12 protein-coding genes and 1 tRNA gene are annotated in these 14671 nt (G+C 64.1%); 5 read left to right on the top strand and 8 right to left on the bottom strand.

Going from position 1 to position 14671, the window contains the following annotated elements; all coding sequences use genetic code 11:
• Positions 1-143: 143 nt before the first annotated feature.
• Positions 144-1094, bottom strand: coding sequence for a GlxA family transcriptional regulator (locus tag FBZ93_RS26295; protein ID WP_146989808.1), 951 nt, complete (start codon positions 1092-1094; stop codon positions 144-146).
• 125 nt (positions 1095-1219) lie between these two features.
• On the opposite strand from FBZ93_RS26295, the gene FBZ93_RS26290 reads away from it, so the two are divergent.
• Entirely contained in the window at positions 1220-2023 is an 804-nt protein-coding gene (locus tag FBZ93_RS26290; RefSeq protein WP_146989807.1) for an SDR family NAD(P)-dependent oxidoreductase, read from the top strand.
• 100 nt (positions 2024-2123) lie between these two features.
• A complete protein-coding gene (locus FBZ93_RS26285) occupies positions 2124-3269 on the top strand; it encodes an ROK family protein (protein WP_146989806.1) in 1146 nt (381 codons plus the stop codon).
• Positions 3270-3466: 197 nt separating this feature from the next.
• On the opposite strand, the gene FBZ93_RS41380 is transcribed toward FBZ93_RS26285, so the two are convergent.
• Entirely contained in the window at positions 3467-3658 is a 192-nt protein-coding gene (locus FBZ93_RS41380) for an alpha/beta fold hydrolase (RefSeq protein ID WP_246667647.1), read from the bottom strand.
• Positions 3609-4331, bottom strand: a complete 723-nt coding sequence (locus FBZ93_RS26280) for an alpha/beta fold hydrolase (protein ID WP_246667646.1) — start codon at positions 4329-4331, stop codon at positions 3609-3611. Before FBZ93_RS26280 ends, FBZ93_RS41380 begins: the two co-directional genes overlap by 50 nt.
• A gap of 313 nt (positions 4332-4644) precedes the next feature.
• Here FBZ93_RS26280 and FBZ93_RS26275 point away from each other — a divergent pair.
• Positions 4645-4734, top strand: a tRNA-Ser gene (locus tag FBZ93_RS26275).
• 86 nt (positions 4735-4820) lie between these two features.
• Here FBZ93_RS26275 and fabF read toward each other — a convergent pair.
• The 4 genes from fabF to FBZ93_RS26255 form a co-directional block, all read right to left on the bottom strand.
• Positions 4821-6083, bottom strand: a complete 1263-nt coding sequence (fabF, locus tag FBZ93_RS26270; RefSeq protein WP_146989804.1) for a beta-ketoacyl-ACP synthase II — start codon at positions 6081-6083, stop codon at positions 4821-4823.
• A 69-nt stretch (positions 6084-6152) separates the two neighbouring features.
• Positions 6153-6344, bottom strand: a complete 192-nt coding sequence (locus FBZ93_RS26265; RefSeq protein WP_146989802.1) for a hypothetical protein — start codon at positions 6342-6344, stop codon at positions 6153-6155.
• A gap of 30 nt (positions 6345-6374) precedes the next feature.
• Positions 6375-7289, bottom strand: coding sequence for an alpha/beta fold hydrolase (locus FBZ93_RS26260; RefSeq protein ID WP_146989800.1), 915 nt, complete (start codon positions 7287-7289; stop codon positions 6375-6377).
• Positions 7249-7827, bottom strand: a complete 579-nt coding sequence (locus tag FBZ93_RS26255; RefSeq protein ID WP_146989798.1) for a TetR/AcrR family transcriptional regulator — start codon at positions 7825-7827, stop codon at positions 7249-7251. The genes FBZ93_RS26260 and FBZ93_RS26255 overlap by 41 nt, the downstream gene beginning before the upstream one ends.
• Before the next feature lie 214 nt (positions 7828-8041).
• Here FBZ93_RS26255 and FBZ93_RS26250 point away from each other — a divergent pair, with 214 nt between their 5' ends.
• Both FBZ93_RS26250 and FBZ93_RS26245 read left to right on the top strand, forming a co-directional pair.
• On the top strand, positions 8042-9151 hold the full coding sequence (locus tag FBZ93_RS26250; protein WP_146989974.1) for an efflux RND transporter periplasmic adaptor subunit: 1110 nt from the start codon (positions 8042-8044) through the stop codon (positions 9149-9151).
• Entirely contained in the window at positions 9151-12261 is a 3111-nt protein-coding gene (locus tag FBZ93_RS26245; protein ID WP_146989797.1) for an efflux RND transporter permease subunit, read from the top strand. The genes FBZ93_RS26250 and FBZ93_RS26245 overlap by 1 nt, the downstream gene beginning before the upstream one ends.
• A 780-nt stretch (positions 12262-13041) precedes the next feature.
• Here FBZ93_RS26245 and FBZ93_RS26240 read toward each other — a convergent pair.
• Complete coding sequence (locus FBZ93_RS26240; protein WP_146989795.1) at positions 13042-14631, bottom strand: ABC-F family ATP-binding cassette domain-containing protein; 1590 nt, start codon at positions 14629-14631, stop codon at positions 13042-13044.
• Positions 14632-14671 lie beyond the last annotated feature (40 nt).

Here is a 14671-nt window from a genome sequence, read left to right as displayed (position 1 = left end):
CCCGCACAAAAACAATCGGCGCGAGAAATCCCCGCGCCGGATGGGCGGACTTATAGCCGCAAACCGCGGAGAGTCAAGGTAAAGCAGGGCAAAAACCGGCCAAAGATGAAGGGTTTGGCACGATTTTGGCCCGGATTGGCGATTCAGGCCGCGGTTTGCGCGGCGGCCCGGGCGTGGCGGCGGATGGCCTGCGGCGGTTGCCCTAGTACCCGCAGGAATGCCCGCCGCATCCGCTCGCGGTCGGCAAAGCCGGTCTCGCCGGCAATTTCGTCCATCGAATGGCGGCCGTCGCCGATCAATTCGCGGGCGGCCTCGACCCGCAGCTGCTCGATCGCCTTGGCCGGCGACTGGCCGGTCTCGGCGCGGAAGGCGCGGCTGAACTGGCGCGGGCTGAGCCGCGCCACCTCGGCCAATTCCTCCACCGACAGCTCGTTGCGCAGATGCGCCTTGGCATAGTTGAGTGCGTTCTGCACCCGATCGGATTTCGGCGCGAGCTCGAGCAGCGCGGAAAACTGCGACTGGCCGCCGGTGCGGCGGTGGTAGACGACGAGCTTGCGCGCCACTGACCGTGCGACCTCGACGCCGAGGTCATGCTCGACCATCGCCAGCGCCAGATCGATCGTCGCGGTCATGCCGGCCGAGGTCCAGATCGGCCCGTCGATGATGTAGATGCGGTCCTGCTCGACCTTGAGCCCGGGAAACCGGGCCTGCAATTCGGCGGCGAATTGCCAGTGCGTGGAGACGCGCCGGCCGTCGAGCAGGCCGGCTTCAGCCAGCGAGAAGGCGCCGATGCAGGGCGCGGCGATCCGCTGCGATGCCGTCATGGCGCGGCGAATATAGCCGATCAACTTCGGCGACGCCGGATGGAGCTCGTGGCCGGCGCCGATGAACAGCGTGTCGAAGCTGCGCTCGCCGAAGGCTTCGGTTTCGACATTGAAGCCGGCGGATGACCGCACCGGGCCGCCGTTCTCCGACAGCAGCGTGACCTCATAGAACGACTCGCCCGCGATCAGATTGGCGACCTCGAAGGCCGTGATGGCGGTGAAGCCCATCACCTGGAAGTCGGGGAAGATGACGAAGCCGATTTCCTTCATGGAACCCTCCGGCGGCAATCGATGTCCTAAAAAGGTGTATATATGACATTTGAGACATGCAAGGGGGCCTGTAGAAGCTGACCTGCGGCCATATTCGGCCGTCCAGGGTCAAACAGGAGACCAACATGACCAAGTCAGCCAAAGGAACGGCGCTCGTAACCGGTGCGTCGTCCGGAATCGGTGCCATCTATGCGGACCGGCTCGCACGGCGTGGCTACGATCTGATTCTCGTCGCACGTAACCGCGAGCGCCTCGACGGGCTCGCCAAGCGTTTGTCGACAGAGACAGGCCGATCGATCGAGATCGTCGCCGCCGACCTCAGCAAGCGCGCCGATGTGTCGCGGATCGAATCCATTCTGCGCAGCCATGCCGGCATCAGCGTGCTGGTGAACAATGCCGGCGTCGGCGCCACCGCGCCGCTGCTCGCATCCGACGTCGACAAGATGAGCGACATGATCGCGCTCAATGTCGACGCCTTGATGCGCCTCACCTATGCGGCGGTGCCGGGATTCGTCGGGCGCGGCGGCGGCACCATCGTCAACATCGCCTCGGTCGTCGGCGTCGCGCCGGAAATGCTCAACGGCGTCTACGGCGGCAGCAAGGCCTTCGTGCTTGCGCTGACGCAGTCGCTGCAGCACGAGCTGAAGGATAAGAATGTCCGGGTGCAGGCCGTGCTGCCGGGCGCCACGGCCACCGAATTCTGGGGCATCGCCGGCACGCCGGTCGAGCATCTGCCGGGCCAGATCGTGATGAAGGCCGAGGACATGGTCGACGCCGCGCTCGCCGGTCTCGACCAGGGCGAAGTCATCACCGTGCCGTCGTTGCCGGATGCCGCGGATTGGCAGGCCTACGAGGCAGCCCGCCAGAAGCTGATGCCGAACCTGTCGCGCAACGCGCCCGCGGCGCGCTACGGGGTGAAGGCCGCCTGAAGCCTGCGCAATTGCGTCCCGCATCGGCCAAGGGCCGGTGCGGGACGCAACCATTTGGGTTCCTGATTGTTAGTGCTGGGAACCTCAAGCGGGCAGGCGAATGGCTGAAGACGCTGGACTGACCACGGGCATCGCGCACCACGGTGCCGCGCGGCTGCCATCCGTCGACATCGACAGCTTCAACATCGAGCTGAAGGACGACGAGGGCTTTCTCGGCGATCGCGCCTCCAAGGGCGCGTTCCGCAAGATCTTCGACCGCTGGCGCAAGCCGCTGCGCAAATCCGGCGAGGATCCGTTCGGCGACGAGCCGTCGGACAAGATCAGCAAGAAGAAGCTCGATGAGATGCTGGTCGGCGACGACACCGAGGCCTCCGCGGTCGTGCACAGCGCGATCGAGGAGTTCGCCCAGGAGCTCGCCTATGTGACGCGGCGCTTCCTCAACACCAAGGCCTGGGCCAAGACCGAGCGCATCGTGGTCGGCGGCGGCTTCCGCGACTCCAGGCTCGGCGAACTCGCGATCGCGCGCACCGACATCATCCTGAAGTCGGACGACTTCAAGGTCGACCTGGTGCCGATCCGCTTTCATCCCGATGATGCCGGGCTGATCGGTACGCTGCATCTGGCGCCATCGTGGATTTTCGAGGCCCATGACGGCGTGCTCGCCGTCGATATCGGCGGCACCAATATCCGCTGCGGCGTCGTCGAGACGCGCTGGAAGAAGGCGCCCGATCTCTCCAAGGCCGCGGTCTGGAAATCGGAGCTGTGGCGCCACGCCGATGACGAGCCGACGCGCGAGGGCGCGGTGAAGCGGCTGGTGAAGATGCTGAAGGACCTGATCGCCGAAGCCGAGACGGAGAATCTCAAGCTCGCGCCGTTCATCGGCATCGCCTGTCCCGGCGTCATCAAGGAGGACGGCGGAATCGAGAAGGGCGCGCAGAACCTGCCGGGCAATTGGGAGAGCAGCAAATTCAACCTGCCGGCGAGCCTGGTCGAGGCGATCCCGCAGATCGGCGATCATGACACCGCGATCGTCATGCATAATGACGGCGTGGTGCAGGGACTGTCCGAGGTCCCGTTCATGCAGGATGTCACGCGCTGGGGCGTGCTGACGATCGGAACCGGGCTTGGCAATGCCCGCTACACCAACCGCAGGAAGGACAACGGCAAGGGCGAGAAAAAGGACAGGGATGACGACGGCGACAAGAGCGAGAAAAAGGCCAAAAAAGCCAAGACCGCCGACGCCTGAGCCCTGCGCCTCGGCGATCGCACGGTAAGGTTGACCGGTTAGGTTAAGATCGGCTTCGCGTTGCCGTTTCGGTGCCGGCCGCTACCGTGGACCGTGTCGCTCCCGCCGACCGGCGAAGCCGCACTTCCCGGCCAGCAATACTGAAAAGCGGCACGGGACCGCCAGTTTTTGTCGCGTCCTGGCGGTCCCACCACTTTCTACTTCCAATTGATCCGCTCGAAGAAGCCGGCGATCTCGGCGGCGGCGCGGTCGGGGTCCTCGCGATGCGGGAAATGCCCGACATCGGGAAACATCTTCAGATCCAGATTGGTGAAGGTCTCGCCCAGCCGGTCGGTCCACTCATAAGGAAACAGCGGGTCGTGCTCGGCCCATCGGATGCAGGTCGGCACGTCGATCGGCGGCAGCGTGGGCGCTTCGCCCTGCATCATCTTCACGCGTCCCGCGTGTGATGCGCGGTAGTGCGCGAAGCCGCCGGCGAGGTTGCCGGGCTTGAAGAAATTGTCGGCGAAATCCTCGATCGACGTCGTCGAACGCCGCCTTGCGATGGGTCCAGTTGTGCAGGAAGTGGCCGATGTAAGTGCGGCAGCTGTCCCTGGTAGCGCCGACCAGCGCGGGCGCCATCTCCATCTGGTGGAACGACTGGTACCAGATGTGGTTCAGCCGGTCGGGCGCGGCCATCCGCGGCCCGATGCCGGGATAGACGAAATCGAAGAAGAACAGCCCGGCGATGCGCTCCGGCGCCTTGCGGGCGAGCGGCTGCATCACGGCGCCGCCGACGTCGTGGCCGACCACGCAGGCTCTGTCGATGCCGAGCGCGTCCAGCAGCGCCAGCATGTCGTCGGTATGCTGATCGGGGCCGTAGGGGCCCTGCGGCTTGTCGCTGTCGCCGAAGCCGCGCAGGTCGGGCGCGATCAGGGTGTAGCGGTCGGCGAGCCGCGCCATCACAGGCTTCCAGGTCAGCCAGAATTCCGGCCAGCCGTGCAGCAGCAGCAGCGGCGGGCCGCTCCCGGTCCGCGCGACGTGGAACGCCGCGCCATTGGCCCGAATCGTTGCATGATCCATGGTCCGCTCCTGCTGGCTTTGGCCCGCTCGCGCGCCGACCGAGCGAGAGGTGTCCCGCTAGCGCCTTGTTTCCCCGCACTTTCTCACGTTGGCCCAGTGTTTCGGTGGTACGAGGCGCCAGATCATGATGCGTTTCCACGGAATCGCATCATGATCTCATCTCCTTGTTTGAGCATGATCTTTCGGAAAACCGGTTTCCACTTTTCCGGATCATGCTCTAGTGACGGAAATATTATTGCAGCGCCTTGTCTGTCCCGCCAACCTCGCCTAGAACACGCCCCGACCGCGGGTGGCGCAAATCACCCGGGCCATCGGAGAGGTGGCAGAGTGGTTGAATGCACCGCACTCGAAATGCGGCATAGGTGCAAGCCTATCGGGGGTTCGAATCCCTCCCTCTCCGCCATGTAGCCTCTGTCCAGCGCGGAGACATGGGTAACAGGTCGTACCTGAGACATCAGTGACAATCTCGCGCCGGACAGCCCGGTCCCGTCACTGCCAGCGTCGAAAGATAATGCTCGCGTTGACGCCCCCGAAACCGAAGCCGTTCGAGATCGCATGCTCCATGCTCATGCGTCTGGCCTCCCGGGACACCAGGTCGACGCCTTCCGCCGCCACGTCGCCGTTGTCGAGATTGAGCGTCGGCGGTGCCACCTGATCCCGTAGCGCGAGGATCGTGAAGATTGCTTCCGCTCCCCCGGCCGCGCCGAGCAAATGACCAGTGGCCGATTTGGTCGCGCTCACGGCAATTTTTCCGTCGCGGCCGAACACGGCTTTGATCGCTTCGAGTTCCGAAACGTCGCCAAGCGGCGTCGAGGTCGAATGGGCGTTGAGATGCTGGATGTCACCGGGCCTGAGGCTGGCCTGCACCAATGCGGCTTCCATGGCACGGCGCGCGCCGTCGCCGTCCTCCGGTCCTGACGTGATGTGGTAGGCGTCGGCCGTCGTGCCATAGCCGACGATTTCGGCGAGCGGTTTGGCGCCGCGGCGGATCGCATGCTCCAGCTCTTCAATGACGAGGATACCGGCGCCTTCGCCCATGACGAAGCCATCGCGATCGCGATCGAAGGGGCGGGACGCATGCGTCGGCGTGTCGTTGAAGCCCGTCGAAAGCGCCCGCGCGGCGGCGAAGCCGCCAAGGCTCACGAGATCGATGCAGGCTTCCGAGCCGCCGCAAACCGCAACGTCGGCTTCACCGGTCCGGATCAGGCGTGCGGCATCGCCAATCGCTTGCACGCTTGCGGCGCAGGCGGTGACAGGTGCACCGATCGGCCCCTTGAAGCCGTGGCGGATCGAGATATGGCCGGCTGCGAGATTTGCGAGGAAGGACGGCACTGTGAAAGGCGAGAGGCGCTTCACGCCGCGCTGGTCGGTGGTGCGGACTGCGTCGACAATTGCCGGAAAGCCGCCGATGCCCGATGCGATCACGGTGGCCGTGCGCTCCATGGCATGCGCGTCTGAAGGGATCCACGCCGCCGTTGCTAAGGCCTCGGATGCTGCGGCGAGGGCGAACTGGATGAAGCGATCCATCCTCCGCTGATCCTTGGGAGGAATGACCAGATCCGGATCGAAGCCTCCTTCTGCGTCGTTGGCCTTGGTCGGAACGATTCCGGCGACTCGTGCAGGAAGCACAGCAGCCCATTCCGGCAGCGCGGCAAGTCCGGAGCGGGCCGAGAGCAGCCGCGACCATACCAGCTCACTGCCGCAGCCCAGCGGTGATACGAGTCCCAATCCGGTAACGACGATGCGGCGCATGATTAGATGACTTTCGAGGCCGGCTTGGCTGTCGGTCGGAAAATTGGTGTCTTTCGGGAGCGTCGGCGTTCACGATTTCAATTGATGAACGCGATCCTCCGGTCCAACTAGCGTTGGTCGGAACTGGATCCGAAGGCCTTCAACTTCGCGCTCGAGCTTTGTGACGCGACCTTCCAACCTCGACACGTAGTCGCCGCGCGGATCGTCCATGCTGAGGGCATCGGCCCACGCATTCATGCTCTGCCAAAAGCGCTTGAACATCGTTGCGCACTCCCGTGTTTGATGTTGTGCTCATTCCGTCGCGAGGATCACGCCCGCCAGCTCCGACGGATTCTCCACAGCTGAGAAATGGCCGGTATTTTTCAGCGTCACCATCTGCGAGGCGGGGATCAGCGAACGTGTGCGTTCGCGCTCGTTTGGCCGAGACCAATCACTGTCGCCATAAATCAACGTCACGGGTGCCGAGATCTGCCCATAGTAGTCGCGTGCGTTGCTCCAGGATCGCCACCCTGCCAGCACCTTGCGCGCGATCCGCTTGTATCCCGGGCGATGGGCGACGTCATCGAATTCGGCGAGCAGATCGGCCGGCAGTCTGCGGGGGTCGTGATATCCGCCGCCCATGATCTTGCCGAGGATCATCTTGTTTTCGAGTGCCGCGTTCACCGCGCCGAGCAGCGGGATCTGCAAGCTTCCGATGATGAAATTCGCGAGCCAGTTGCCACGCCGAATACCGTCCCCGTAGCGGGTCTCGTAATCGTAGGGGTTGATCGCATAGACCCGCTTCACGCGGTGTGGAAGGGAAGCCGCCACGGTGAGGGCCAATGCGCCGCCGATCGACTCGCCGACAATCGTCACCTCCGAGAGGTTTAGCTCCTCGATGCAGCGAATGACGGCCCGCCTGAAGTAGGGTTCGTCGAAGCTCGCGCCTGGATCTATTGGTGAGTGTCCGTGTCCCGGGAGGTCAAGCGCGTACACCGTGTGCGATGTCGCGAGGAGCGGCGCAAGGCTGCGGAAATATTCGAGCTGCGTGCGGATTGTATGCAAGAGGAGCAACGCAGGCCCGCTGCCGCTCTTCTGAAAACGTACGCTTAGCTTGTCCGATAATTTCAGCAAACTTGGTTTGAGTTCAGTCACGCTGAGTGCTCTGTGCTTTGCGGGGCCATCTTTAAGCGGCAGCGGCTTCGCGAACGTGTTCGACAGCCGCATTCAGAAACGCCTGAGCGAGATCTGGGTCGTTGATGGCGCGCGATAGCGTCATGGCGCCGACCATCGTCGACAGAACGACCATGGCCTTCCTGTTGGAATCCTCGCCGTCGGTCTCGGGAAGCAAGGGGCCGAGGACTTCGAGATACGCCTTGATGCCCTCTTCGAACGCAGCTTTCACGCCGGGCCCCTGCCTGGCGGCGTCCGAGCCGAGCGCCACGACGGGGCAGCCGTCCAGCTTTTCTTCACGATGCCCTGCACTCAGATAGAACGCGATCACCGCGCCAAGCGGATCATCAGGATTCTCCGCGATCGCGGCCGACCACCGCTCTGAGGCGCTCTCCAACGCGCGTCTGGACGCCTGCGCCGCCAAGTCCTCCTTGGACTCGAACTGCTTGTAGAAGGCGCCTTGGGTTAGCCCCGCCCCCTCCATCAGATCCTTGAGCCCGATGCCATCGAAGCCGCGCTCCCTGAAGAGGCGACTGGCCACGTTGATCACGGTCTGGCGGTTCTCAGCTGCCTGAATCCGGCTAACGCGCATCATGGATCTCCATTTGGATTTCGTTCGAACTCTATATCTCAAATAGCGTTCGAGTGCAATCTATCAAGTCCCGAGCCTGGAACGGCAGCGCCCCGAGGGCCGAAATGACCGATTCCGGGCGATCACATTCCCGTCAGCACCCCAATTTAGATTGCGATCGAACTCTAATGTGATTATAGAGTTCAATCGAAATCTAAATGGCCTGGAGGCGGCGATGAAGAAGAGCAAACTGATGATCTTGGCTGGCGTCCTGATTGTCGCGTCCGGAGCGGCCGTCTTCGCTACTCTCGCCATTCCCGCTCAAGAAGCCTCCGCGGCGCGCGACCCGCGGCAGGAGCCGCCGCTGGTCAGTCTGGTGACGCCGGTGCGGATGAGCGGATCCGAACGCGGCTTCACGGGCACCATAGGCGCGAGGGTGGAAAGCAATCTCGGCTTTCGCGTCGCCGGCAAGATCGTCGAACGGCTCGTGAATGTCGGCGAGCAGGTCAAGGCCGGGCAGCCGCTGCTGCGGATCGATGAAACCGACCTGCGCCTTGCGCTCACGGCGAAGCGCAACGCCGTTGCCGCGGCGCGCGCGACTGTCGTTCAGACGGATGCAGATGAGCGCCGATATGCCAACCTCGTCAACGACGGATGGACGTCTCGGCAGCGCTATGAGCAGGCGAAGGCCGCGTCGGACACCGCGAACGCGCAACTCGCCGCGGCCGAAGCCGAAGCGCGGGTCGCCGAAAACCAGGCGACCTATTCCACGCTGGTGGCGGATGCGGACGGAACGGTCACCCAAACGCTTGGTGAGCCGGGACAGGTGGTCTCCGCGGGGCAGACGGTCATTCGGCTTGCACAGGCCGGTCCCCGCGAAGCTGTGGTGGCGCTTCCCGAGACAATCCGGCCGGCGATCGGCTCGGTCGCAGAGGCCAGCCTGTACGGGAGCGATGGACGGCACTATGCGGCGCATCTTCGGCAGTTGTCGGATTCCGCCGATGCCCAGACCCGCACCTATGAGGCCCGCTACGTGCTCGACGGCGAGGCTGCGGCGGCACCGCTTGGCGCGACCGTCACCATTCGGCTTGCAAGCCAGGAGACCCAGCCGAAAGTGCAGGTCCCGCTGGGAGCCGTGCTCGATGACGGCCGGCAGACCGGCGTCTGGGTCTTCGAGCGCGCGACCTCGACCGTGCACTTTCGGCCCATCAAGCTTGCACGTGTGACGAGTGAAGCCGCTGTGATCTCCGGACTGAGCTCTGGGGATTCCGTTGTCTCGCTCGGCGCTCATCTCCTGCAGGAGGGCGCTCGCGTCAGGGCTGCCGCTCAGGACAGGAGCAACTGATGCGCTTCAATCTTTCCGCGATCGCCGTTCGCGAACGGGCTGTCACCCTGTTCTTCATCCTCCTGCTGGCCGCCGCGGGCGCCTACGCCTTCTTCATGCTTGGGCGCGCGGAGGACCCCAATTTCACCATCAAGACCCTGACGGTCACCACGGTATGGCCGGGTGCGACTGCGCGCGAGATGCAGGACCTCGTCGCCGAACCCCTGGAGAAGCGGCTTCAGGAGTTGACCTGGTACGACCGGGTCGAGACGACGACGCGGCCGGGTTACGCGTATCTGACCGTCACGCTGAAGGACAGCACACCGCCATCCGCCGTCCAGGAGGAGTTTTATCAGGCCCGCAAGAAGCTCGGGGATGAAGCCCGCAACCTGCCATCCGGCGTGCTCGGCCCTTTCGTCAACGACGAATATTCCGACGTGAGCTTCGCGCTCTATGCCCTCAAGGCCAAGGGCATGCCGATGCGCGAGCTCGCCAGGAAAGCCGAGGTGATCCGCCAGGACCTCCTGCACGTGCCCGGCGTCAAGAAGATCAACATCCTGGGCGAACGTCCCGAGCAGATATTCGTCGAGTTCTCCTTTGCCAAGCTGGCGACGCTCGGTGTGTCGGCGCAGGACATCGTAGCCGCCCTGCAGCGGCAGAACACCGTCACCCCGGCAGGCTCGATCGATACCAAGGGTCCGCAAGTCTTCATCCGGCTCGATGGCGCCTATGACAGTGTCCAGGCGATCGCCGACACGCCAATCGTCGCTGCGGGGCGAACGCTCAGGCTTTCGGATATCGCCGATGTCCGCCGCGGCTACGAGGATCCACCCACCTACATCATCCGACACCAGGGCGAGCCCACAATCGTGCTCGCGGCGGTCATGCAGGAGGGCTGGAATGGCCTCGCGCTCGGCAAGCATCTGGAAGAGAGGTCCGCAGCGATCGCACGGACACTGCCGCTCGGGATGACGCTCGACAAGGTGACCGATCAGGCCGTCAACATCACCTCTGCCGTCGACGAATTCATGATGAAGTTCGCGATGGCGCTCAGCGTGGTGTTGCTGGTGAGCCTGCTCAGCCTCGGCTGGCGCGTCGGCATGGTCGTGGCGGCCGCGGTCCCTCTGACGCTTGCCGTCGTGTTCCTCATCATGCTGGAAACAGGCCGGTTCTTCGACCGCATCACGCTCGGTGCTCTCATCCTGGCGCTTGGTCTTCTCGTCGACGACGCGATCATCGCCATCGAGGTGATGGTGGTGAAAATGGAAGAGGGCATGGACCGCATCAAGGCGGCGGCCTATGCCTGGAGCCACACTGCGGCGCCGATGCTGTCGGGAACACTCGTGACGGTCGCCGGGTTCCTGCCCGTGGGCTTCGCGCGCTCGACGGCCGGCGAATATGCCGGCAACATCTTCTGGGTCCTCGGGTTCGCTCTCATCGTTTCGTGGATCGTTGCGGTTGTCTTCACGCCCTATCTTGGCGTCAAGATGCTGCCCGCGATCAAGCCGGTCGAGGGCGGCCACCACGCAATCTACGACACGCCGAACTATCGGCGCCTACGGCGACTCATCACCTTCGCTGTGCGCCACAAGTTCTTGACCGTCGGCATCGTCGCCATCGCGTTCGCGCTCTCCGGCGCCGGGATGGGCGCCCTCAAGCAGCAGTTCTTCCCAACGTCCGACCGCCCCGAAGTTCTGGTGGAGGTTCGCCTGCCGGAAGGCACCAGCATCGAGACGACGACTGCCGCTGTCGAGAAACTCGAAGGTTGGCTGCACGATCAGCCCGAGGCGAAGATCGTCACCAGCTATGTCGGTCAGGGCGCCCCGCGCTTCTTCTTTGCGATGGCGCCGGAACTGCCTGATCCTGCCTTCGCAAAGATCGTCGTGCTGACGGCCGATGCCGAGGCGCGCGAAACCTTGAAGCACCGGCTCCGAGAGGCCGTGTCACAAGGGCTTGCACCTGAGGCCTATGTCCGCGTCGCTCAGCTTGTGTTCGGACCCTACACGCCGTTCCCGGTGGAATTTCGGGTCATGGGGCCCGACCCTGCGCAGTTGTACGCGATCTCTGACAAGGCTCTCGCTATCATGCGAGGCGTTCCCGATGTCCGGCAGGCGAATCGCGACTGGGGTAATCGCACGCCCGTGCTCCGCTTCATTCCGGATCAGGACCGACTGAACCTCATCGGCCTTTCGCCGGCCGAGGTAGGCCGGCAACTTCAGTTCCTTCTCACCGGCATCACGGTAACGCAGGTCCGCGAGGACATCCGCAACGTCGCCATCGTGGCACGCAGCGCCGGCGGAGAGCGGCTGGATCCGACGCGTCTGGCCGATTTCTCCCTGATGAGCCGGGACGGCCGCTCGATTCCGCTCGACCAAGTCGGCCATTCCGAAATCCGACTTGAAGAGCCGGTTCTGAAGCGTCGCGATCGTACGCCCGTCATTACGATCCGCTCGGACATCAATGAAGCGACTCAGCCTCCAGAGGTCTCCAAGGAAATCAAGACGGCCCTTGAGCCGCTGATCGCATCCCTTCCTGCCGGCTATCGCATCGAAATGGGTGGATCGATCGAAGAGGCCGGCAAAGCGAATTCCGCGCTTTTTCTGGTCTTCCCGGCCATGATCGCCGCTACGCTGATCGTCATCATGCTACAGGTGCGGTCGTTCTCAACGATGGCTCTGGTGATGCTGACGGCACCGCTCGGCCTTGTGGGCGTCGTGCCCATGTTGCTGACCTTCAACCAGCCCTTCGGCTTCAACGCCATTCTGGGCCTGATAGGACTGGCCGGCATCCTGATGCGCAATACGCTGATCCTGACAGAACAGATCAAGGAAAACCTCGCTGCGGGCCTTGACGACTATCACGCCGTCATCGAGGCCACGGTGCAACGCACACGGCCCGTGATCCTGACCGCGCTTGCTGCCGTGCTGGCATTCATTCCCCTCACGCATTCCGTGTTCTGGGGATCGATGGCCTACACGCTGATCGGCGGTACTGCGGTCGGAACGGTCCTGATTCTGCTGTTCCTTCCCGCGCTTTATGCAGCGTGGTTCCGGATCAAGCCCACGGCAGATCAGGTCCATCAGAATTCGACGGAGCGGCCGGAACTACGGCGGGCGTTGGCCGCCGAATAGGCCTGAAGCGTAGCACTGCGGACCACTTCCTCGATGGACGCAAGGATATTGTGTCGGCTGTATTTTTTGCCAGTTCCGCTTCCGACCGTGTCTTGCTGATCGAGGAGATCGCGCGCCGGTATAGCGAAGCGCGCCCGCCCAAATCGGCGGTCGCGACCGCCGCGGGCTCCTTTGCATGGGGTTGTTTTCGATATTTTGGCGGGAGCCGCGCCGGTAACCTTAATTTTCCCTTTCGATTGTCGGTAAAATTTTATCGATTATCCTCGTGACAGTTGAGCGGTGTGACGAACCGCGCGATGGGAGGCGAGAGCCGAGTGGCTCGACAGTCTCTCTGAAATCGAAGGGTGGGCAGAGCGCAGTGCCAGCCACCTTTCGGGCTGTCCGGCGGCGGCCGGCGGGGCAAATCAATTCCTGAAGTGCATTTGATTGCCAGATTGCGGCGCATCTCGCGCCGCATGATGCTTCACAATTGGGATGTTCCAAATGACGTTCGCGCATTTATTGATCGCGGTCGGTGGCGGTTTTGTGCTGCTGGCAGGCTTCGTCGCATTTGCCCTTTGGCGAAACGCACTGCATTCGACAGCGCGGATTTAGCAACAGGCGAGATCTGACTCCGACGGCCTCGCTCATGGGGGTGAGCGAAGCCTACGGGGATGGCCGCACCGCCGCGCGGCCTGACAGCCGAGCACCGCGCCTACAACCTGCCCCAAGGCGACGCGTGCTCGGCTGTTCACTTTCCGACCAACGCTTTCGTTCGAAACATTGAACGAACCTTCTGCATCACCTCCGCGAAGCGAGATCCAACCTGCGCGTGATCGCGATCGCCTCGAGGAAGGTCTCGTCGTGGCTGACGACCAGCAGCGCGCCGTCATAGGCGCGCAGGCCGGCCTCGACCGCTTCCATCGATTCGATATCCAGGTGATTGGTCGGCTCGTCGAGGATCAAAAGCTGTGGCGGCCTCACGCCGCCCAGCACGCAGGCGAGGCCGGCGCGAAGCAACTGGCCGCCGCTGAGGCTCGCGACGGTCTGCAAGGCCGCATCGGCGCGAAACATGAAGCGCGCCAGCGCGGCGCGGCAGGCGTTCTCGCCGGCATCCGGATTGATGCGCCGGAAATTATCCAGGATCGAGGCCTGGGCATCGAGCAGGCTGACCGCCTGATCGAACATCGCAAAGCGGGTCATCACCTCGACAGTGCCACGCGCCGCGGTCAGTTCGCCGCTGACGAGCTTGAGCAGCGTCGTCTTGCCGGCGCCGTTGGGGCCGACGATGGCGACGCGCTCAGGGCCTGAGATCGAGAAGGTGAGACCATGCAGGATCAGCGCGTCGGCGGTGTAACCGGCATCGGCCGCTTCGATCCGAAGCACCATCCTGCCCGCCGGCAGATGCGTCGTCGGCAGCTGCACCGAGAACGGCTGCAGCACCTCGATGCGTTGGCGCGCCGCGGCGGCAAGCTCGCGTGCTTGCGTCTGCCGGCGTTCGGCGAGGCGGGCGGCCTCGCCGCCGGTGTCCTCGCTGCGGTCCCGGCGCAGCCCCGCGGCAATGCGCGGCATGTCACCCTTGGCGCGCTGCTTCGCGCCGGCACTGTCCTTGCGCGCCTTCCGTTCCGTGGCTTCCCGTGCCTTGCGATCGATCTCGGCGACGCGCTTCTCGGCATCATCCAGGTCGTGTCGTGCGGCTGCGAGCTCGATCGTCTTGCGCGCGCGGTACTGGCTCCAACTGCCGCCATAGCGCCGGGCTTCCAGCGAGGTCAGTTCGACGATTGCGTCCATCGCCTCCAGCAGCTCGCGGTCGTGGCTGACGATGATGGCGCCGTGCCGCCAGCCGGCGAGCAGGTCGATCACCGCCTTGCGTCCGGCGCGGTCGAGATTGTTGGTGGGCTCGTCGAGCAGCAGGAAGTCGGGCTCCGCAAAGGTCAGCGCGGCGAGACGCGCCCGGGTGGCCTGTCCGCCTGATAGCATCGCCAGCGGGGCGTCGAGCACATCGGGCAAATCGACGCGCGCCAGCGCGGCCGCGATCCGCGTGTCGAGCGTCCAGTCGATATCCGCAAGCTCCTCAGCCGTCGCAAGACCTTGTTCGGCGCGGCGCAACGCGGCCAGCGTGCGCCGCGCGCCGAACAGATCGATGACGCGTTCATCCGGATTTACCTGAACCGTCTGGTTCAGCATCGCGACGCGTCCCTGCACCGAGACCGTACCGGCGCGCGGCGGCTGCCGGCCTGCGATCAGGCCGAGCAGCGTCGTCTTGCCGACGCCGTTCCTGCCGACGAGGCCGGTTCGTTCGGGACCGAAACTGAGATCGATATTTGAGAGGAGAACCCGGCCGTCAGGCGCGGACAGGGTCAGATGGGAGAGCGTGATCGCTGCTGGCATGGATATCCCCGTGGGCAAGGCTGATGGGCATTGCTGTCAG

Source organism: Bradyrhizobium macuxiense, assembly GCF_007993935.1.
Taxonomy (GTDB): domain Bacteria; phylum Pseudomonadota; class Alphaproteobacteria; order Rhizobiales; family Xanthobacteraceae; genus Bradyrhizobium; species Bradyrhizobium macuxiense_A.
This window is presented reverse-complemented; position numbering and strand designations above follow the sequence as displayed.

Coding starts and splice junctions, on each gene's coding strand:
- FBZ93_RS26295 (WP_146989808.1), bottom strand. CDS start 1,094: ATGAAGGAAATCGGCTTCGTCATCTTCCCCGACTTCCAGGTGATGGGC.
- FBZ93_RS26290 (WP_146989807.1), top strand. CDS start 1,220: ATGACCAAGTCAGCCAAAGGAACGGCGCTCGTAACCGGTGCGTCGTCC.
- FBZ93_RS26285 (WP_146989806.1), top strand. CDS start 2,124: ATGGCTGAAGACGCTGGACTGACCACGGGCATCGCGCACCACGGTGCC.
- FBZ93_RS26280 (WP_246667646.1), bottom strand. CDS start 4,331: ATGGATCATGCAACGATTCGGGCCAATGGCGCGGCGTTCCACGTCGCG.
- fabF (WP_146989804.1), bottom strand. CDS start 6,083: ATGCGCCGCATCGTCGTTACCGGATTGGGACTCGTATCACCGCTGGGC.
- FBZ93_RS26265 (WP_146989802.1), bottom strand. CDS start 6,344: ATGTTCAAGCGCTTTTGGCAGAGCATGAATGCGTGGGCCGATGCCCTC.
- FBZ93_RS26260 (WP_146989800.1), bottom strand. CDS start 7,289: ATGCGGCTGTCGAACACGTTCGCGAAGCCGCTGCCGCTTAAAGATGGC.
- FBZ93_RS26255 (WP_146989798.1), bottom strand. CDS start 7,827: ATGCGCGTTAGCCGGATTCAGGCAGCTGAGAACCGCCAGACCGTGATC.
- FBZ93_RS26250 (WP_146989974.1), top strand. CDS start 8,042: ATGAAGAAGAGCAAACTGATGATCTTGGCTGGCGTCCTGATTGTCGCG.
- FBZ93_RS26245 (WP_146989797.1), top strand. CDS start 9,151: ATGCGCTTCAATCTTTCCGCGATCGCCGTTCGCGAACGGGCTGTCACC.
- FBZ93_RS26240 (WP_146989795.1), bottom strand. CDS start 14,631: ATGCCAGCAGCGATCACGCTCTCCCATCTGACCCTGTCCGCGCCTGAC.